The 19,199-nt window shown below is 44.2% G+C and carries 19 protein-coding genes; 13 read left to right on the plus strand and 6 right to left on the minus strand.

The genetic code is table 11. From position 1 onward, the window contains the following. Nucleotides 1-140: 140 nt before the first annotated feature. The 3 genes from N746_RS0101835 to N746_RS0101845 form a co-directional block, all read right to left on the minus strand. Complete coding sequence (locus N746_RS0101835) at nucleotides 141-848, minus strand: DUF3581 domain-containing protein (RefSeq protein WP_029933663.1); 708 nt, start codon at nucleotides 846-848, stop codon at nucleotides 141-143. 97 nt (nucleotides 849-945) lie between these two features. Further along, nucleotides 946-2,634: a sensor domain-containing protein gene (locus N746_RS0101840; RefSeq protein WP_051678451.1), complete on the minus strand. Its 1,689-nt coding sequence runs from the start codon at nucleotides 2,632-2,634 to the stop codon at nucleotides 946-948. A 112-nt stretch (nucleotides 2,635-2,746) separates the two neighbouring features. Next, on the minus strand, nucleotides 2,747-3,130 hold the full coding sequence (locus N746_RS0101845; protein WP_081835961.1) for an arginase family protein: 384 nt from the start codon (nucleotides 3,128-3,130) through the stop codon (nucleotides 2,747-2,749). A 99-nt stretch (nucleotides 3,131-3,229) separates the two neighbouring features. Between N746_RS0101845 and N746_RS10805 the strand changes: the two genes are divergently transcribed. The 10 genes from N746_RS10805 (at nucleotide 3,230) to N746_RS0101895 (ending at nucleotide 11,588) form a co-directional block, all read left to right on the plus strand. After that, nucleotides 3,230-3,376, plus strand: a complete 147-nt coding sequence (locus N746_RS10805; RefSeq protein ID WP_156018231.1) for a hypothetical protein — start codon at nucleotides 3,230-3,232, stop codon at nucleotides 3,374-3,376. A gap of 76 nt (nucleotides 3,377-3,452) precedes the next feature. Further along, nucleotides 3,453-4,553 (plus strand): TRAP transporter substrate-binding protein, encoded by a 1,101-nt coding sequence (locus N746_RS0101855; protein WP_038125834.1) that lies wholly within the window; start codon nucleotides 3,453-3,455, stop codon nucleotides 4,551-4,553. A gap of 24 nt (nucleotides 4,554-4,577) precedes the next feature. Next, the gene (locus N746_RS0101860; RefSeq protein ID WP_029933667.1) at nucleotides 4,578-5,573 is read left to right on the plus strand and encodes a 2-hydroxyacid dehydrogenase; all 996 of its coding nucleotides are present in this window, start codon (nucleotides 4,578-4,580) and stop codon (nucleotides 5,571-5,573) included. A 220-nt stretch (nucleotides 5,574-5,793) separates the two neighbouring features. Then, nucleotides 5,794-6,387: an LPP20 family lipoprotein gene (locus N746_RS0101865; RefSeq protein WP_029933668.1), complete on the plus strand. Its 594-nt coding sequence runs from the start codon at nucleotides 5,794-5,796 to the stop codon at nucleotides 6,385-6,387. A gap of 83 nt (nucleotides 6,388-6,470) precedes the next feature. Beyond that, a complete protein-coding gene (locus tag N746_RS10810; RefSeq protein WP_156018233.1) occupies nucleotides 6,471-6,641 on the plus strand; it encodes a hypothetical protein in 171 nt (56 codons plus the stop codon). Beyond that, nucleotides 6,625-7,077, plus strand: coding sequence for a hypothetical protein (locus N746_RS0101875; protein ID WP_029933669.1), 453 nt, complete (start codon nucleotides 6,625-6,627; stop codon nucleotides 7,075-7,077). Before N746_RS10810 ends, N746_RS0101875 begins: the two co-directional genes overlap by 17 nt. A gap of 32 nt (nucleotides 7,078-7,109) precedes the next feature. Next, nucleotides 7,110-8,249, plus strand: coding sequence for a transglycosylase SLT domain-containing protein (locus N746_RS10555; protein WP_162173023.1), 1,140 nt, complete (start codon nucleotides 7,110-7,112; stop codon nucleotides 8,247-8,249). 37 nt (nucleotides 8,250-8,286) lie between these two features. After that, a complete protein-coding gene (locus N746_RS0101885) occupies nucleotides 8,287-9,231 on the plus strand; it encodes a hypothetical protein (protein ID WP_156018235.1) in 945 nt (314 codons plus the stop codon). Between the two features lie 27 nt (nucleotides 9,232-9,258). Further along, the gene (locus tag N746_RS0101890) at nucleotides 9,259-10,497 is read left to right on the plus strand and encodes a hypothetical protein (RefSeq protein ID WP_029933672.1); all 1,239 of its coding nucleotides are present in this window, start codon (nucleotides 9,259-9,261) and stop codon (nucleotides 10,495-10,497) included. 128 nt (nucleotides 10,498-10,625) lie between these two features. Continuing rightward, nucleotides 10,626-11,588 (plus strand): LPP20 family lipoprotein, encoded by a 963-nt coding sequence (locus tag N746_RS0101895; RefSeq protein WP_162173024.1) that lies wholly within the window; start codon nucleotides 10,626-10,628, stop codon nucleotides 11,586-11,588. Between the two features lie 90 nt (nucleotides 11,589-11,678). Here the strand turns inward: N746_RS0101895 and N746_RS0101900 are convergent, their stop codons facing one another. After that, nucleotides 11,679-13,475 (minus strand): DEAD/DEAH box helicase, encoded by a 1,797-nt coding sequence (locus tag N746_RS0101900; protein ID WP_029933674.1) that lies wholly within the window; start codon nucleotides 13,473-13,475, stop codon nucleotides 11,679-11,681. A 439-nt stretch (nucleotides 13,476-13,914) separates the two neighbouring features. Between N746_RS0101900 and N746_RS0101905 the strand changes: the two genes are divergently transcribed. The 3 genes from N746_RS0101905 (at nucleotide 13,915) to N746_RS0101915 (ending at nucleotide 16,934) form a co-directional block, all read left to right on the plus strand. After that, entirely contained in the window at nucleotides 13,915-14,517 is a 603-nt protein-coding gene (locus N746_RS0101905) for a TetR/AcrR family transcriptional regulator (protein ID WP_029933675.1), read from the plus strand. A 27-nt stretch (nucleotides 14,518-14,544) separates the two neighbouring features. Further along, nucleotides 14,545-15,567: an MBL fold metallo-hydrolase gene (locus tag N746_RS0101910; RefSeq protein WP_029933676.1), complete on the plus strand. Its 1,023-nt coding sequence runs from the start codon at nucleotides 14,545-14,547 to the stop codon at nucleotides 15,565-15,567. 119 nt (nucleotides 15,568-15,686) lie between these two features. Then, entirely contained in the window at nucleotides 15,687-16,934 is a 1,248-nt protein-coding gene (locus N746_RS0101915) for a TIGR03862 family flavoprotein (protein WP_281169743.1), read from the plus strand. On the opposite strand, the gene N746_RS0101920 is transcribed toward N746_RS0101915, so the two are convergent. Together N746_RS0101920 and N746_RS0101925 are read right to left on the minus strand one after the other, a co-directional pair. Continuing rightward, nucleotides 16,931-17,617: a response regulator gene (locus tag N746_RS0101920; RefSeq protein ID WP_029933678.1), complete on the minus strand. Its 687-nt coding sequence runs from the start codon at nucleotides 17,615-17,617 to the stop codon at nucleotides 16,931-16,933. The two genes, N746_RS0101915 and N746_RS0101920, sit on opposite strands and share 4 nt — an antisense overlap. Then, nucleotides 17,614-19,035, minus strand: a complete 1,422-nt coding sequence (locus N746_RS0101925; RefSeq protein ID WP_051678453.1) for an ATP-binding protein — start codon at nucleotides 19,033-19,035, stop codon at nucleotides 17,614-17,616. The genes N746_RS0101920 and N746_RS0101925 overlap by 4 nt, the downstream gene beginning before the upstream one ends. Nucleotides 19,036-19,199: the final 164 nt, after the last annotated feature.

Consider the following 19,199-nt stretch of genomic DNA (forward strand, 5'->3'; position numbering starts at 1 on the left):
ATAAATTCGTTTTATAAGTGCCAAAGCTTACCATGACTGCTTGTGTTGTCAATAATTTAGCTAGGATTGAAGCGCGCTAAAATGCGATGAGAGCGCCAGGCCTGGCGCTTAGAATTGAACCACCAGGCCTGGTGGTTAATTTAAAAACGGTAATCCGCTTTGGTTTGTTCGTATAGCTGGATAAGGTTGTCGAGTTGCTCTTGATCGAATTCACGTAAACCGCTTAAAACCATGGTTTTGTAACCGGATCCTACACGTACCCCAGACTCACAAATATCAAACTCCATCCGTACTAAACCACGTTTACCAGTAACATTTAATGAACTGTTGGTTAGTTCTAAACTGGGATGTTCAGCACTTAGGTCGTCAAATGTAAACGCCATACTTTCATAGATCACCATCGGCTTGTCTGGGTTAATCATGACGTTTTCTTGTTGCATTAATGGTACTAGAATATGTGGAAAGCTGTGGCCTGAAAACGCCACGTAAGCGCGTGAAAAGGCCTCAATCAAGGTCATGTTATGACTGATGTCGCCGTTGCGCGTCACTTCTAAATAGGGCTTGTCGTTGGTGTCCGTAATGCAGAATTCGGCGGCCTGGGTTTCTGGAAAGTTTAGCACCACGCCTTTGCCCACCATGCCAGTGTATTTAAACGCCATCTTTTTGGCCAAACCATAACGCGCCAACACTAACGCAAACAGTAAATCACCCGGCACACAAAAGCGTTTTGAGTCGGGGTTATGTAAAGGATTAAAATCGTCTGAAACCTGTTTGGCAAACTGGCTGCCCTGCTCGGCAGTAATGGTAATGGTTGAACCTTGGCTAGCGTGAAAGGAATCTAAATACATAGCAACTCAGTGGATTAAATGAATAAAAGCGTTATCATACTGAAAACTTGGTAGAGAGTCACGAGTTAAGCGGGTGTTTTGGGTGGATTTAAGTCGCTCAAGCCGGTCGATTGGCAAGCGGGAAGTCATTTTGCATAAGCTCGATCATGTTTTGAGCCGGCATAGGTTTGCCATATAAAAAGCCTTGAATATGACGGCAACCCAATTGGGTCAAAATATTAGTTTGTTCTGGGTGCTCAACGCCTTCGGCAATAATGCTCAAGCCCAAGGTTTCGGCCATGCGAATAATGGCGGTCACGATGACTGCATCTTCCGATTCCAAGTGCAAATCGGTCACAAATGAACGGTCTATTTTGACTTTGTTAAACATGCCGCGTTTTAAACTAGCAAAAGACGAATAGCCAGTACCAAAATCATCAATCGCAATTTTAATTCCCAGTGAGGTGATGTTTCTTAACAAGGCAAACGTCGCTTCAGGATTTTTGACCATTGAAGTTTCGGTGATCTCGAGTTCTATTTGAGTCAGGTCAAGCGCTGGATAACGCGCCGGCAAACTCATAATCTGCTCAATAAAGCTATTGTGTTCTAATTGTTTAGGCGAAACATTGATACTGACCGGTATTTTAAAGCCTTGCTCTTGCCAACTTAAATGTTGCTCAATCGCATTATTTAGCACCCATTCACCAATCGGCACGATCAGATTTGAGGTTTCAGCAAACGGAATAAACTCAGCAGGTGACACCGAGCCTAATAGCGGATTGTTCCAGCGAATTAAAGCCTCACAACCCACCAGGTGATTGTCATGATTATCTATTTGCGGCTGGAAATAGAGTTCAAATTCGCTATTTAAAATCGCTTTTTTGAGCTCCAACTCCATCATGTGGGTCTGACTGATTTCGGCATCCATGCCAGTGCGATAAAAATGAAATTGGTTTTTACCGTCCTGCTTGGCTCGGTTTTTGGCAATATCGGCATGTTGCAATAGGGTATTACAATCCATGCCGTCTTCTGGGTAAAGGCTGATGCCCATGCTGCAAGACATCATCATTTCCCCAACTTGAGTATCGAAAGGTTTCGCAAACAAGGCATTAATCGCTTCGCAATGTTTGAACACTTGTTGCATATCGGCCTTTTCCACCAACAATACAAATTCATCGCCACCAAAGCTAGCTAAAGTGTGGTTTTCTTCCGTCAAACTGTTTAAGCAACGCGCCGCGTGTTGAATTAACTCGTCACCCACGTGGTGGCCATAGCGGTCGTTAATAATTTTTAGGCTGTCGATATCAATAAAAAATAACGCTAACTTATGTTGGTAACGTTTTGCCATGTGCATGGCGTGTTCAAACATTTCTTTGAACAAATCCATTTTAGGCAACTGGGTGAGTTTATCGTAGTCTTTTAAATAACTCAGGCGTTTTTGGGTGTCTTCCAACTCAGTCACGTCCTGACCTAAGCATACCAATGATGCGTTATTTTGATCGTTATTTAAAAATCCGTGATGCCAATTAAACGCGTGCAAATGCCCAGCATGGTCAATCACATGATGATGAAACGTGACATGCGTGAGTTGCAGGGTTTTAACCTCATGGAGATGGCGTTTTAAAGCCGTTTGCTCGTCAACCGGCACATAGCGTTCAACCCAGTTTTGACCCAATAACTGAGCTTCGACCTGGCCAAGCAGTTCGCAGGCAAATGGGTTGATAGATTTAACGCAACCTCGATCATCTAACGTTAGAATGAATTGTTGGCTATGGTCGAATAAATGTTGTGCGAGTTGTTTTTGCATAGTGGGCGATATTATGCAGACCTAAAATTTTAAAAGGAAGCCTAAGTATATCCTTAATCTCCCAAAATTTGTTTATGGGTCTATATCTATAAAATTCAGCTAAGATCGTTAGTTACAGGTTCGCTAGGGTTTTTACGTGCGCAACAACACTTAATCCAAGTGCGGTCAGGTCGTAGCCGCCCTCTAGGGTTGAGATGATACGCCCTTCGCACAGTTGATTGGCAAGGTCAGATTGATTTTCGGTAAACGGGTAAATGCCCGATTCAAAATTGGAAATAAACATCACACGCGGTTCTTGGCGCACATAGCTTTCAGTACCGTTGCCGTGATGGACATCAATATCCAGAATCGCAATGCGTTCTAAACCATAATGTGCTAATGCATAGGACGCACCAACCGCGACGTGATTAAGCAGGCAAAAACCCATGGGTTGATCCACCTCGGCATGGTGGCCGGGTGGACGTACATTAAAAATGCGCGTTTTACTTCGCCCGATAACACGGCGTCCACGGCTTCAAGAACCGCCCCACTAGCATAGCGCGCATCAAGAGCGAAACCATTGAGCTAGGGGTCACGCGCTATAACACCAATCCAGATGGCGAAAGCCCGTGGTTTAAAAGTGGTGATGGGTGAAGTCCTAGCCGAAAATCACAGTATGCTTGAGCTGGCCAAACATCATGGTTTTAAAGCCCAGGTGATGCAAGACGATCCAGGTGTGGTCGAAGTTAGTTTGACGCTTTAGATACCGTTAGCGGTTTTTTTATTTTACAGTCGCATCTGTCTATAATGGACCTTATTTAAATTAAGGAGAAAACGGCATGCGAAGACGTCAATTATTAGGTGGTTTAACGGCTCTAGTCGCCACGACTTTACCAGGCCTGGTGGGTTGCCAGTCCGAATCTGATTCAGTTGCGAATAAAGATGATCGTGTATTTAAATGGAAAATGGTGACCGCTTGGCCAAAAAACTTCCCAGGGTTAGGAACGGGGGCGAATCAGCTTGCGCAGCTGATTAATGAAATGTCTGGCGGGCGTATTCAAATTAGCGTGTATGGTGCGGGTGAAATGGTCGGGCCATTTGAAGTGTTTGACGCGGTATCACAAGGTCGCGCCGAACTCGGGCATGCGGCCGCTTATTATTGGAAGGGTAAGTTGCCCAGTGCTGATTTTTTCACCGGGGTGCCAATGGGTTTAACCGCCGAGGAAATGAACAGCTGGCTCTATAACGGCGGTGGCTTAGAACTTTGGGAGGAGGCCTATAAACCTTTTGGCTTGATACCCAACCCCGCCGGTAATACAGGCACTCAAATGGGTGGTTGGTTTAATCGGGAGATTAACAGCCTCGACGATTTAAAGGGACTCAAAATTCGGATGCCGGGCTTAGGTGCAGAAGTCTATACGAAAGTGGGCGCCGTGCCCGTTAATTTACCCGGCAATGAACTGTTCCAGGCTATGCAAAGCGGTTTGATTGATGCGGTTGAATTTGTCGGGCCATACAACGATTTAGCTTTTGGGTTTCATCGTGTGGCGAACTATTATTATTCACCGGGTTGGCAAGAGCCCGGTTCTGTAATGGAGTGTATGATTAACGAACAAGCGTTTAATGAACTGCCTAAAGACTTACAAAGTATCGTACGCAATGCGATGAAAGTTGCCAATTTGAATATGTTGTCAGAATTCACCGCACGAAATCAACAAGCCTTAACCAGCTTGGTTGAGGAACACCAAGTTCAATTACGCCAATTTCCGCAAGAGGTCTTGATAGCTTTAAAGCAGGCGTCCGCTGAAGTAGTTGAAGAGGCCGCCAACCGTGACCCGTTGGCGAAAAGAGTATGGGCGTCACAAAAAGCGTTCCGTGATCAGGTCGCACCCTGGACAAAGCACTCGTTAAAATCATTTTTAGATTTGCGCGCCTTATAACCCCTTAAAAGATTGGATTTTTATATGAAAGTCGCCGTATTTAGTAGCAAGCCTTATGATAAAGAATCGCTACGTCATTACGAAGTGACCGAAATAGCGATGCAGTACTTTGAAGTCCCGCTGAATGTTGCGACCGCGCATTATGCGCAGGGTTTTGACGCTGTGAGCGCATTTGTTAACGATGAGTTAAATGAAGCCACCATAGAAATTCTTGCCGATGGTGGCTGCAAAATCATTGCGTTGCGTTGTGCCGGTTTCAATAATGTCGATTTAAAAGCCGCTGAAAACCTGGGTGTAAAAATTGTACGTGTCCCCGCCTATTCGCCTTATGCGGTGGCCGAGCATACGATTGGCTTAATGTTGGCATTAAGCCGAAAACTCTATAAATCCTATAATCGAGTGCGTGAAGGTAACTTCTCGTTAAATGGTTTATTAGGCTTCGATTTTTATGGCAAAACCGTCGGTATTATTGGTGCTGGTAAAATTGGCCTACTGGTCGCTGAACGTATGAAAGCCTTTGGTTGTCATGTATTGGTGTATGACCCTTATTTATGTAAAACCTGTAAAGAACAAGGGTTTGAGCAGGTTCCGCTGGATCAGCTTTATGAAGAATCGCATGTGATCTCATTGCATTGTCCGTTGAACAACGATACCCATCGTATGATTAACCAAGCTAGTATCGAAAAGATGCGCGGTGGCGTGATGCTGATTAATACGGGACGCGGTGCGCTGATTGATACCCAGGCTTTGATTTACGCCTTAAAGTCGCGAAAAGTCGGCTATGTCGGACTGGATGTGTATGAAGAAGAGGGCCCGTTGTTTTTTGAAGATCACTCAAATGACATTATCTTGGATGATAATTTCGAGCGCTTGATGACTTTTCCAAATGTATTGGTAACGGGTCACCAAGCTTACTTTACAAAAGAAGCGTTAGAACATATCGCGGAAACCACGATCGATAATTTATTAGCATTTAAACGTGCTGAACCACTTAAAAACGAAGTTGTTTTGCCTAATTAAAGCCGTACAAAATTGAAATATTTTGGCTTTTAATATCAATCACCAGGCCTGGTGGTTTGTTATTTTAAGTGGGCGTTCAAAGGGTGAGGGGTTTTGGCGTAATTAATTGGCAAGTTTACAAACTAGTGCTTACGTTTTATTAATGGTTAGATTAAGATAATCTAGAAATTGAAGCCATCGTAATTAAGGCGGTAATAAAATTTTTAAGGAGAGAAAGACAATGAAGTTAATTAAATTAATCCCAGTTTTATCAATGGTGGGTTTATTGGCCGCCTGTGGTGGTAAAGAAGTGAAACCTGAACCGGTTCAAACAGTTGTTCCAGATTGTTCGTTCCCTGGTACGACTACGCCAGCGCCGGCTTGGATTTGTGATGCGCCTGTACCCGGCGTTGAAATTTCGGCGGTGGGGGTTACAGAACCTTCTAAAGCTGGTATTTCGTTTATGCGTGACCAGGCCTCAGCAGATGCACGTGGTCGTTTAGCCGAACAGGTACAAGTAAGTGCGCAGAAAATGGTGAAAAGCTATTTAGGTACAACAGGTGTAGGTGATGCCGAAACGGTCGATGCGGCGGCCAGCTCAACTGTGCGTACGCTTGCCAACCAGGAGTTATATGGTTCAAAAATCTACCGTTCATTGCAAGCACCGGATGGGCGTTATTTTGTGTTGATGGGTATTGATAAAGAAAATGCTCAAAAAATTATTCAACAGTCTGTGAATACAAGCATGAAAAACGATCAAGCTTTGTGGCAGCAGTTCCAGTCCCAAAAATCATTTGATGAAATGTCCGCTGAAATTGCAAAACAACCTATGTAATTAGGGTAGAAAAAAGGCCTCGTTTTATCGAGGCTTTTTTTGTTTTACAGCCTCTTAACAACTTAAATATAAGTGAGAATGACATGAAGTTTCAATTTTTAATCTTAACCCTGAGTGCTTTAGTGTTAAGCGGGTGTGCCAATATGGCGATGTCGGAAGCAGAGCGGATGCAACTTGAACGTGCCAAAGCGGATGCTCAAAAAGCCGAGTCAGATAAATCGTTCAAAGAGTTGGACCGTGTTACTAAAGAGTAAGACTCGACATGCCGCGATCGTTTTATATGGGTTGAGTTTTTTATTATTAATCGGTTGTGCGGCTGCACCAAATCAAACGTTCACCGAACCCAGCCGTCCGGCTTGGACTCAGCCTGGTTTTATGCCGGAACAAGGTGTGGTGCGTTCTGGGTCTTTGCACATCAAAGGGCGTGATGCGACACGAGACTGGGTGTTTAATCAGGTGTTAGTTGAGCTTTCTAAAGCGCAGTTTGGCAGCAAAATATCGCTGAATACTCAGTTGACCAAATCAACACAGGTTCATAACGACCAAGTAACGAATCGAGTAGAGCAGGTGGATTATGCTGAAATTACCTCAGCCAATGAGTCTGCGCTTGTCAAAGCGAAAATAAAAGCCGAATGGTTTGATTCCATGACGCAGCGCTTATATTTATGGGTCATACCGCTGTCTGAATAAAACAGAATATGGGTTCAAAAAAATGGTTAAGCATGATAAGACGTGAGTTTTTAAAAACCGGACTGGGTCTCTCTTTCAGTAGCATCTTGGGTGTTTCCCAAGCGCAAACGGATGAATTTGATCGCTACCGTCAAAGTCAAAATCAAGCGTTCAGCGATTATAAATCCGACTTGGAAGCGGCTTTTAAAGCCTATAAGCAATTAAATGATCGTGCGTTCAATCAATATAAAGCTTCTATTAGCCAACGCTGGTCTCAGGTTGAGGTGTCGAGCCCAAAGCGCTGGGTAACTTATGACGCTAACTTGTCGCATAAACTGGTGATTGATTATGAAACCGGTGGGGTGCGAATTGAGAGTGTCTTGCCACCCAGCGCTGAGCATAGAGCTGAAATTGAAGCGATGATTAAGCAGATCAATCGCAGTCGTTTTAGTGACTTAGTTGAGCGAGATCCGGTCGATCAAGTCCTGAATCAATTTACTAGTCAACAAGCCGCAAAGTTCCGTCAACAAGACTCCCCATTCAACGCTATTCAAACCAAAGTATCGCGTTTGCCCGAAACTTTACCGAAGCCTCAATTAGTGAGACAAAACCAGCAACCGATCGTGCGTTATGTTATTCCGTTAAGTATTGAATCCTTAACAAAACGAGAGCAGGCTTATTGGCAGGAAGTAAATAACCAAGCTAACCGCTGGAAAATTTCCCCCGCTTTAATTATGGCGATTACGCGCACCGAGAGTGCCTTTAATCCCTTGGCTAAATCCTATGTGCCGGCATATGGTTTGATGCAGATTGTGCCCCGTTCAGCGGGCATGGATGCGACCCAGTTGATTTATGGCGAGTCGCGTTTGGTTTCGCCTAATTACCTTTATAACCCCAGCAACAACTTACAAATGGGTAGCGCTTATTTACATATATTGGAGTATCGCTATTTCAAAGAAGTACGTGATCCGACGGCTCGCTTATATTGTGTGATTGCGGCTTATAACACTGGGCCAGGTAATGTAGCCCGTGCCATCACCGGCAGCACTAAATTAAGCCCCTTATATGCACGAGTCAATACGATGACGCCCTCGCAGGTTCACGATCAGTTAATGGCCAACTTACCTTATGACGAAACCAAAAACTATTTGCGCAAAGTATTGGCTGCGCAGGCCGATTATCAAAAGGCTTAGCCTTTAACCAAGCTTATAAGAAATAAAAGGAAACGATATGTTACAAAGAAAAATTAGGCTTTCAGCTCTAATGGGATTGGGTTTGAGCTTATTGGTGAGCGGGTGTGCTCAAAACACGAAAATTGTAGTGCCTTCCTATACCGCGCCCGTTGAGTTTAGCAAAATTGAAGCGCTTAAAAGTGGTGGCGAAACCACCGAAGGCGTGTATTTAAGTTTTGCGATAAACCCTGATTTGGCTTTTTCAACTCAGCCACCAGCGAGTGATGAAGTTGATATGCTAGGCAGAAATTTAGTGAACCAACTACAAGTTCAGATTACTGAAACCAGTTTTATCACGATACACCCAATCTATGATATGGCCAGCGTGGTATTAGATATGGAAGTCATGGATTTTCAATATAGTGAACAAGGGGGCGAACGTAAAGCCAAGTTGAGCGTCACCTTTACCTTGTCTAAAGGTGCCAATGCGGTCTTGTCCAAGGTTTACGATGGCAATGAATTCCGTTTCTCGAGTGATCCTAATCGCTTGCCAAGCAAGCAAGCCATGTTAGCCAAACTATCTGAAACGGTTGTAGAAAAGTTTGTGACCGATATTTCGCCGACTCGAACCAATCAGCTTAGAGAATTTCTTAGTCTACCGTCGGATTTGTCGCATGTAATCGGCTTTGCTGAAAAGGGTAGTTTCCAGTCCGCAATTGACGATATGTTGAAGTATCAAGGTAAGCGTGATGTGAATTTTTATTACAACTTAGCTGTATTGTATGAAGCGCACGGCAGCCGTTCGGAAAACTTACAGGTCACGGCTAAAGCCAAGCAAGCTTACGAAGAAGCCTTTCGGTTAGGCGGCAACAAGAATGAAACCATCGCCTCAGCCAAAGCACGCTTTGATAATTTTTATCGTTTATTGGTATTAACACAAGACCAAAAAACGCGTAATCAGCAACTGAACCAAGAGCTTAATGAGCAATTTTTTGGTCGTTAATCTCTAAAATAAATAATAAGGATGCTTATGATTAAACGTTATTTAGTCTTAACGGGCTTAGTGATAGGGGCCTTGTTGAATGCCGGTTGCGCGACGATGGGAGAAAGTGCGACGGCGTTACTTGAAGTTCCGTCAGTTGAGGCCAGCGCGAATCGGGTTGCGGTTGGAACGGGTGTGCTAAGAGTCAACCATCACATGCTCAATAATATGCCGATTTCAGCCGATGCCAACTGGCCCAAATTAGTTACGGATGAGATTACGGATGCCGACTATAAGGCGATTCGAAAAGCATTAGAAAACGACCCTTGGTATGCCACTCGCCATTACTCCGACCCTTATCAACTGCAAGTGTTGGGCGGTTATATGGCACCGGGCATTTCACCGCTGACCTATGAAGTCTATCAAAAAATATTGGTACTCTATGGCCCTGATGCCGAGAACTGGCCAAACGTGCTTAAGTATTCACCCAAGCTTGATCAGTTTCTGGAGTTTGTGGATGCCGAAGATAAAACGCCCATTCAAATAGAAGCAGCGCAGGCGAATATGTATCCAAACTTGTTTGCCGCTATCACGTCCTTGATGCCGGTTAATTATCAAAAAGATTTAAGTGTTTCGCATGACGAAATGCAAACCGCATTTGATGAAACTGCCTACTTAAAAAAAGATAAGGCGTATCTCGAAAAACGTCTTGAAGATAATAAAGCCACGATTAAACCTAATTATTCAGGACCCTTAAGTCCTTTAAGCTCAGCGGAGATTGAGCAGATTAATGAGCAAATTTCGGTACTGGATGTACAAATTAAACAGGCCGAGCAGCAAGCTGATCAAAAGCAAGAGATTCATTTTCAGCTATTGGATTCGGCACTCGATGCGGTTAAAAGTGACATTAACTTATCGAAAGACAACGTGATGTTGGCGCACAACATTAAACAGGTATTGGATGATATAAAATCCAGCGCTATGCAAGCGGGCGTACTTTATACCTTGTCGGTGGCGTCTTTAATCGGGCGTAACAGTTTTCAAAACTTCGATAAAGAATTGATGAGCTTAGCGGCTTCAACCGCATTGGTACCGGTAAAAAAACGCGACTTAATGGGGGCTCGGATCGAGCGCTTAACTGAAAATGTGATTTATTTGTTGCCTTCTATCGGCATGGGCAGTTATTACATAGTGAAGCAATATTCATTAGCGGGTAAATATGCCAAAGTCGTGGATGTGGTGATTGAAGCCGATGCCAGTCAGAAAAAAATGCAGGCCGCAAAATAACCAGGCCTGGTGCTTTCCTAATAAGTCAGCCTTATATGGGTTGAGTTAATAAAATTAATTGAGAAGACAGTCTTATGTTTAAAAATAGTTTAATAAGTTTGGTTATGTTATTCGTGTTGGGCGGATGTGTGTCAAATCCAAGCCAACCTTCGAGTTCATCAAATCAAAGCTCACAGGCCAAGCCGGAATTGATGGTGCCAGCGGACAATCAAGCGCATTTTTACTCGCAAGGTTTTGGCGAGTCTGAACAAGCGGCACAAAAAGATGCGTTAGCGCGCATTGCGACACGTATTTCGGTTTCAGTTCAATCTCAAACCGAAACCAACTTAGCGGTGACCATGCGTGATGGGGATGAGAAGGTTGAACAAGACTATCGAAACCAAGTCTTAACCCAAACCAAAGCGATTGATTTTGTCGGAGTCCGTTTGTTAGACCAGCAGCGTAATGCCGGTCAAGTTGAAGTGGTCGTGAGTGTAAATCGCCAAGCACTGATCCAGAATTACCAAAATAAATTGAATCAAGCGCAATCTCAGCTTAAACAAGACTTTGAGCTTTTTAAACAAACCAGCTTGTTTGAGCAATTAAAAAATAAATCGGCGATCATGCAACAGTCGGCGGAACTTATGTCGACTTTCAGTGTGATGCAGGTATTGCAGCCATCCTATAAGCCCGATGCGGTGATTGGCTTAAATCAAGCTTTGTATGCGCATATGAGTCAGCAACAACAAACGGCGGTGTTTTCAATTCAAGCGGATCAAAACTCACAAGCCCTAGGTCAGTTGATAGAGCAACAATTGACCGCAGAAAACTACAAGGTCTCGAATAGTGGAGCAAATGTACGCTTACAAGTTATGACGCAAGCCACACCTTTATCGGTAAGAACCACCGATGCACGCATTGCGAGCTTAAAGATGGTGAATCGTGATACTCAGATTACGGTCACCGATGCACAAAACCGCACGGTTTCGACCGCCAATTTAAAGGCTCGAGGTGTGTCACCGGAAAGCGAGCAGGCGGCCATTCAAGATACCACCGCTTATAGTCGAATGATGCAAGGTAAAACCATTGTTGAGTTTTTAAGCGGGCAATAAGCTTATTCAATTGATTCGGACCATAAAAAAAGCCCAACCACCAGGCCTGGTGGTTGGGCTTTTGTTTAAGCCAACTTCTAATCTAGACGATTAAGAACGACGCGGCTTGCGAGCTGCGCCAGTACTTGGTTTACGGCTAAGTTTCGGACGCGGTCCGCCAGCTGGTGCGGCGCCCGCACTTTCATTAACTTCTGATAAGCCACTTGGCTGACCGCAAATCCAAGTTTTCTTCAAGGTCGCTAGCTGCTCTTTTGACAAATTGCTTGGCAAGTCAACCAAACTGAACGTGTCTTGAATGTTTAATTGACGAATTGATGAACCTTCAATACCACCTTCGTTCGCAATGGCGCCGATAATGTTCCCCGGCTTCACACCATTCGCAAAGCCGACATTTAAGCGATAACGTTTCATGCCAGACTCAGGCGGGCCATCAGCGCGTGGGCGACGTGGCGCACGTTCTGGACGATCCGAACCTCGGTCGTTACGACCACGAGATGGACGGTCACGACCAAAGTCACGAGAACCACGATCATCATCACGGAAGTTTTGGCGCATCGGTTTGTCTTCTAGGAAGAAAGGTGTATCACCCTGTACCAATTTAGCCAAAGCGGCGGCAATTTCTAAGGCTGGTACATTCGAAGCTTGCTGCATATCTTCGATCATTTTTTGATAGAACTCTAAGCCTTCCTGCTCTAAAGCATCGGTAATACGAGCTTTGAATTTTTCTATACGCTGATCATTAATAGTTTGCGTGCTTGGTAATTCCAGCATGTCAATTTTTTTGTTAGTGGCGCGTTCAATTTGCTGTAGCAAACGACGTTCACGTGGTGCCACAAACAAAATCGCATTACCTTCACGACCTGCACGACCGGTACGACCGATACGGTGAACATAGCTTTCCGTGTCATATGGAATGTCATAGTTGATAACATGCGTAATGCGCTCCACATCCAAACCACGCGCAACAACGTCCGTCGCGATTAAGATGTCGATTTTGCCTTTTTTCAACTGATTAACAATGCGTTCACGTTGGTTCTGCGCAATGTCACCGTTTAAGGCGGCGGCGGAATAACCACGCGCTTCGAGTTTTTCAGCCAATTCAACCGTCGCCGTTTTGGTTCGTACGAAAATAATCATGCCATCGAAAGTGGTCGCTTCAAGAATGCGAGTTAACGCATCTAACTTATGCAAGCCACTGACTAACCAGTAAGATTGGGTGATTAATGAAGCGGTGTTGGCTTTTTGCTTAATAATCACTTCAACCGGGTTGTTCAAATGCTTAGACGCGATTTTGTGCACTTCTTTAGGCATAGTGGCTGAAAACAACGCAATCTGACGATCTTGTGGGGTTTGTTCTAGTACCCATTCGACGTCATCAATAAAGCCCATGCGCAACATTTCGTCGGCTTCGTCTAAAACTAAAGCTTGAAGTTGATCCAGTTTTAATGTGCCTTTACGCATATGATCCATAACACGACCCGGTGTGCCGACCACAACTTGGGCACCGCGTTTTAATGCCCGGATTTGGCCGCCATATTCTTGACCGCCATAAATAGGCAATACGTGAAAGCCTTTAATATGATGCGCAAAACCTTGGAAGGCTTCCGCCACCTGAATCGCGAGTTCGCGAGTCGGTGCTAAAACTAAAATTTGTGGGTTGGTGTTTTTGACGTCAACACGTGACAATAAAGGCAAAGCAAAGGCCGCGGTTTTACCAGTGCCGGTTTGCGCCATACCTAGAATGTCGCGTCCTTCCAAAATTGAAGGAATAGCTTGCGCCTGAATTGGAGATGGAGTTTCATAACCTATGTCTTTTAGGCCTTTTAAAACCATTGGATCAAGATTAAAACTCTCAAAAGTGATGTCTGTGCTAGATGTGTCGCTCATGGTGGATTCCTTAAAGTGCGTTAATTAAATACGCTAACACTCAATTCCACGGAGATGATGGGCGATAAGATCCTGTTCAAAGGGCGTGTTGCCAGTGTTGTAAAAACAGGTAATAAGTCACGAAGATGGCGAAAGCGCCAAAAAAATGATCCCGAGCTCCGTACGGCTCTCAGGTCTAGCGAAATCAAACGGTTTGTGTCGAAACAAAGGCCGTGAAAATAAGTCGTCACTAATGAGAGAGCATGAGGTAAAGCCAGGCGATTATATGCCATTAGTATATTTTATACAAACTCTATTTTAACTTATTTGACTAAGTCACTTTTTTCTAAGAAGTAAGTCTCAGCGAGCTTTCATAATTTTTGCATTAAATAAGACTGTTAATGTTGAGTTCTAACAACTAGAATGAAAGTTCATTCTAGTTGTTTGGTCAGTCCAGATTATGCAAAACTTTTTCCATGTTGATGCGGCCTCACCGCTTAAAACGAAAGTACTTACCAGTGCGTTGAGCCTATTTGTGGAAAAAGGCTATTTCAACACCAGTATTCCGGACTTAGTTAAACACTCGGGTGTGAGTACCGGCACCATTTATAAGCACTTTGGTGACAAGCAAGGCCTGGCGAATAGCTTAATGGAGTGTTTGGTTGAGGAGCTTTATCAGCAAGAAATGGCGATTGTAGAGTCTACCACAGGCACGAAGGCACGCTACCGAGCTTTAGTGTTTTGGATTATGCAATTTAGTCTCGATTATCCTGATGTGATGAGCTTTATACTCTATGCACGTCATAAGGATTACTTGCCTAATTCTTCCCACATATGCTCCTCCAAACCCTTTATGATCTTAAGGGATATTATTCAACAAGGCATTGAATCGCAAGAAGTGCGAAGAATGGATGAGATGGTTGCAGCGTCACTGGCTTTTGGCAGTGTATTAAGAATGGTGCAGCTTCATCTGGACGGTTTGTTGGAGAAGCCTTTAATGGCTTATCTGGATGAGCTGACTGAGTCGGCTTGGCGAGCGATTGAAAATCCGATTAAAACTTAACGTTAAATAATAAAAAAGGAAGATACCATGAATAGACGTCATTTCATATTTGGTGCTGCGGCACTATTAGGTAGCCGTTGGGCGAATGCTTCTCAAGACCCGTTAGCGAACTCATTGAGTCACTATCGTGATCAATTAAAACGTGCTGAAAAAGCGGCAGGTTATATTGGTCCTAAAGCTTACATTCCAGAAGCGGTTAAAGTCACGGAGGGTGTGCATACCGTCGTGGGTAGTTTAATCTGGCACAACCCATCTAACTTTGGCTTAAATAACAACTTAAGCTTTATGATTTTTGAAGATGGCGTTTTTGTATTTAATGGTGGGGCGAACCCGGCGTTAGCTAAAGCTTTACATGAGCAAATTAAACAACACACCGATAAACCAGTTAAATGGGTAGCGGTCGAAAACCACCAGGGTCATGCGCACTTGGGGGCAAGTTATTGGTATGACATGGGGGTGCGTAACTTCTACTCTAACCGACAAGCACATGCTGACTTCAGCGCCAGTTGGGATATTATCAAACAGCGTTGGTCTGATGCGGTAGGTTTCCAATATACTCAAGGTGCACACAATATTTCGGAAGAGTTCACACTTTTTGACGATAAGATGGAAGTGGATGTAGGTGGTGGCGAAACCGTATCATTACATTACTTTGGCCCAGGCCATACACCAGGTTCAACCGCACTTTATGTACCATCGCGTAATGTAATCTTCCCTGGTGACCTGGCTTATAACACGCGTATGTTGGCGTTATTTAACTACACTGACACCTTTAAGTGGGTGAAGTCGTTTGAAACCTTTATGGACTTTACGCCAGAAGGTACGATTATTGTGCCGGGTCATGGTGGTCCAACTGACATGGAAACCGTTAAACGTGATACTTATGATTATTTAGTTTGGCTACAAACCGAAGTTAAAAAAGTGATTGATGCGGGTGGCGGCTTGGCAGAAGCAGAAAAAATTGATCAGTCAGCTTACAAAGACCGTCCGGTATTTGACCAAACCTGGCGAGCGAATTCGCGTCATATTTATGAAGAGTTGACACGTTAAAATAAAACGAGCCTAATCTAATTTTAGGTTGATTCAAAAAGCCCCAGCAAGTGTCTGGGGCTTTTTCGTTATAATGCCCTTGAATTCAGATTTGGTTTTGGACAATAAGAACGAAATCTATTAAGTCTTTGGAAAATTTCTGCATGAAACAAATCGCCATTATCGGTGCGGGCCCAGGCGGCTTGATGACCGCCGAAGTTTTGTCGCAACAACCAGGCCTGGTGGTCACGGTTTTTGATGCGATGCCTTCGGCCGGGCGTAAGTTTTTACAAGCCGGTCGGGGCGGGTTGAATATTACGCATTCCAAGCCAATCAATGAGTTTATGGCGGCCTATGGTGCTCGCCGGACTCAAATTGAGCCTTGGATAAAAAGTTTTGGCCCAGATGATATTTGTAACTGGGTGCAAAGCTTTGGCATTGATACGTTTGTTGGCAGCTCAGGTCGGGTTTACCCACAAGATATGAAAGCCGCGCCTTTGTTACGTAAGTGGCTGCATCGCCTACGAGAGCAAGGCGTAGAGTTTGTAATGCGCCACAAATGGCAGGGTTGGTCAGACGATGGGTCGCTTTTGTTTCAGTCCCCTGATGGGCAAAAAACCTATCCAGCAGATCAACTTGTACTGGCCTTGGGTGGCGGGAGTTGGCCCCATTTAGGTTCGGATGGGCAATGGGCAGCCTATTTCGAGCCAGAGCATATTACCAAATTGCTACCCGCCAACTGTGGCTTTGAGTTAGCTTGGTCGACGATTTTTAAAGATAAATTTGCCGGTCAGCCCTTAAAGTCAGTGGCGTTGAACGTAACCGATTACCAACAATGTACTTGGCATCAAAAAGGTGAGTGTTTAATAACGCAAGATGGCATTGAGGGAAGTTTGATTTACGCCTTGTCGGCACCCATGAGAGATAGTTTAATGGTGGATAGTGAGGTTGATGCTTATTTAGATTTAATGCCGGATGTGTCATTAGAAAAACTCAAGCAGCGACTAAACAAATCACGCGCTAAATTGTCGTGGTCGAACTTGTTAAAGCGAGCCGGCTTGGATGCCATGCGGATTAGTTTACTGCGTGAAAAGCTGGATGCGAACGCGGCGCAAGACCTGGATCAGGTCGCAAATACGCTGAAACATTATGAGTTAAATATCACCTCGCCCCGCCCGCTTAGTGAGGCGATCAGCAGTGCGGGTGGTTTGAAGTTTGAGAGTTTAAGTGCGTTTAGTGAACTAACAACCAGGCCTGGTTGTTACGCGATTGGCGAAATGTTGGATTGGGAAGCACCAACGGGAGGCTATTTATTGACCGCCGTATTGGCACAAGCACGTTATGTGGCGCAACACATGGTTAAACAATTGGCGCACAACCCGACTTAAACCGATTCGGCTGGCTCCTGCTCATCAAGTATTTCAAACTTATAGCCAATGCCATATACGGAGTGGATCACTTCAGTATCTGGCCAGGCCTGGTGAAGTTTTTGGCGTAGTTTTTTGATGTGACTGTCTACTGTTCGATCAGATACCACGCGTCCATCTTGATATATACGGTTCATCAGTTGCGTGCGTGAAAAAATTTGCCCCGGATGCTCAAACAAAACGTGAAATAAAGCAAACTCGACCGAGGTCAAGGCCACGTTTTTTTGCTGGAACAGCACTTGCGAACGCGACTCATCCAAAATCCAATCGGTTGGCGTTTGGGCTTCATAGTGGCGGCGTAATACCGCTTTAATGCGAGCCATCACTTCACGCGGACTAAAAGGTTTACAAATATAATCGTCAGCACCAACTTCTAAGCCTAAAATTCGATCCAGTTCTTCTACTCGCGCACTGACCATAATAATCGGCACTTGTGAGGTTTTGCGCACTTCTTTACAAATATCCAAGCCGTCTACACCTGGCAGCATAATATCAAGCAATACAAGATCCGGTTGTGTGTTTCGAATGGTTTCAACGGCGTTGATGCCAGTATTTAAATGCGAGACCTGGTAGCCAGCGGCCTTGGCATAATCCATCAGTAAGTCAGCAATACGTTGTTCGTCTTCAACAATCAGGATATTCATTTTGGAAACGCCTCCAAGGGTAATTGAATCGAAATAATTAGGCCGCCCAAAGGGCTGTGTTTACAGTCTATTGTACCTTGGTGTGCTTGTACAATTTGTTCGACCAAAGCTAATCCAATGCCGGCGCCACCATATCGGCGATTACGCGAGGCCTCACCTCGGAAGAAACGATCAAACAAGTGTGGCAACGCATCATCAGGTACGCCTGGTGCCGAGTCTTCAACTTCTAAACGTAAGTGCTTTTTATTGGCTTTAAGGCTGAGTTTTACCAGGCCTGGTGCATCTGTGTAAGCTAAGCTGTTACTGATTAAATTAGTCAGCATTTGCTGTAAGCGGTCGGCATCTCCGCGGAATTTAATGTCAGAAACCGGTAAGTAAGTCTCAAGCTTAATACCTTTTTCACGAGCCAAGCCAATAAATGGTTCAATTGATTGTTTAACTAGTAAACCAAACTCAAGCGGTTGCATTTGATAACGTAGTCCGCCCACGTCATTCAGTGTAATTTGGTAGAGATCCTCCACTAAACGGTTTAAATGGATCGCTTCGCTATATAAGTTGTCTAAGCTATCTGCATTTAATGGGCGCACGCCATCTTTCAAGGCTTCAATATCGCCCCGGATAATGGTTAAAGGTGTGCGTAATTCATGTGATATATCCGCAATCCATTGGTTACGACTTTGTTGGTTTTTTTCTAGGCTGGTAGCAAGGTGGTTAAAATCCTGTTGCAGTTGTCCAAGCTCATCACGTCGATTCACTTTTAAACGTGTTTCAAACCTGCCCGCTGTTAAAGCTCGCATCCCTTGGGTCACCGATAAAATCGGTTGCAAGAAATAGTGGCCAAAGGGCATTAACAATAGGCCGGATAATAAAACTAAGAAAAAGACGCCATAGGTCAGCAGAGATCGTTGGCGCTCAGCAAGCTGGATATCAAGCGCTTCGGTTAATTTAGCACGATGACTGTAGCCAATATAACCCACTACACGTTGATTAATTTCGATGGGTATAAACATACGACTTTCTTCAGTCGGAAAACCGTAAAGACATTGCTTGTTTTCATCCACCAAGCTGAGTCGTTTTTCGGCCAGGTCAGGGTGGCGTTGTTTAAAATCCGAATAAGGATAGTTTAAAAATAAATCGACTGGCACGAAGGTTTCGGTAAAGTCTACTCGGCCAGAAATGTCGACAATTTTGCGCCAAGTGATTTCATCAATGATACTTAAGTCTTCTTCAAACTTTTCCTCAATGACAAATTGAATATTTTTTTTAATGCGATCAAGGTGTTGCTGGTCACGTTTATCAACGTATTCAATCAAACTGTTTTTGAGCATCGCATGGTTGGTAATCACCGTGCCTGCGATCAAAAAAAGCCCAAAAATAAGCAGTAGGGCGATGAGTTTGATTTTAAAACTGACAATCATTGTAGGGGTTCCATGTGCCGTTTCGGCTAATTTAAAATGGTTAATCTGGGCTAGAGACTTATTGACGTGTCTCAGTATAAAGAAACACGCGGCCTAGATTATGAAAAAACCACGAACTTAGTAGCAAAAAGCCCGCAAGGGAGCGGGCTTTTTTAGGCTAAATT

The sequence above is a fragment of the Thiomicrospira pelophila DSM 1534 genome, assembly GCF_000711195.1.
Lineage (GTDB): Bacteria > Pseudomonadota > Gammaproteobacteria > Thiomicrospirales > Thiomicrospiraceae > Thiomicrospira > Thiomicrospira pelophila.

Coding starts and splice junctions, on each gene's coding strand:
- N746_RS10555 (WP_162173023.1), top strand. CDS start 7,110: ATGATAAGACGTGAGTTTTTAAAAACCGGACTGGGTCTCTCTTTCAGT.
- N746_RS0101840 (WP_051678451.1), bottom strand. CDS start 2,634: ATGCAAAAACAACTCGCACAACATTTATTCGACCATAGCCAACAATTC.
- N746_RS0101865 (WP_029933668.1), top strand. CDS start 5,794: ATGAAGTTAATTAAATTAATCCCAGTTTTATCAATGGTGGGTTTATTG.
- N746_RS0101890 (WP_029933672.1), top strand. CDS start 9,259: ATGATTAAACGTTATTTAGTCTTAACGGGCTTAGTGATAGGGGCCTTG.
- N746_RS0101835 (WP_029933663.1), bottom strand. CDS start 848: ATGTATTTAGATTCCTTTCACGCTAGCCAAGGTTCAACCATTACCATT.
- N746_RS0101900 (WP_029933674.1), bottom strand. CDS start 13,475: ATGAGCGACACATCTAGCACAGACATCACTTTTGAGAGTTTTAATCTT.
- N746_RS0101860 (WP_029933667.1), top strand. CDS start 4,578: ATGAAAGTCGCCGTATTTAGTAGCAAGCCTTATGATAAAGAATCGCTA.
- N746_RS10810 (WP_156018233.1), top strand. CDS start 6,471: ATGAAGTTTCAATTTTTAATCTTAACCCTGAGTGCTTTAGTGTTAAGC.
- N746_RS0101905 (WP_029933675.1), top strand. CDS start 13,915: ATGCAAAACTTTTTCCATGTTGATGCGGCCTCACCGCTTAAAACGAAA.
- N746_RS0101910 (WP_029933676.1), top strand. CDS start 14,545: ATGAATAGACGTCATTTCATATTTGGTGCTGCGGCACTATTAGGTAGC.
- N746_RS0101855 (WP_038125834.1), top strand. CDS start 3,453: ATGCGAAGACGTCAATTATTAGGTGGTTTAACGGCTCTAGTCGCCACG.
- N746_RS10805 (WP_156018231.1), top strand. CDS start 3,230: ATGGCGAAAGCCCGTGGTTTAAAAGTGGTGATGGGTGAAGTCCTAGCC.
- N746_RS0101925 (WP_051678453.1), bottom strand. CDS start 19,035: ATGATTGTCAGTTTTAAAATCAAACTCATCGCCCTACTGCTTATTTTT.
- N746_RS0101920 (WP_029933678.1), bottom strand. CDS start 17,617: ATGAATATCCTGATTGTTGAAGACGAACAACGTATTGCTGACTTACTG.
- N746_RS0101885 (WP_156018235.1), top strand. CDS start 8,287: ATGTTACAAAGAAAAATTAGGCTTTCAGCTCTAATGGGATTGGGTTTG.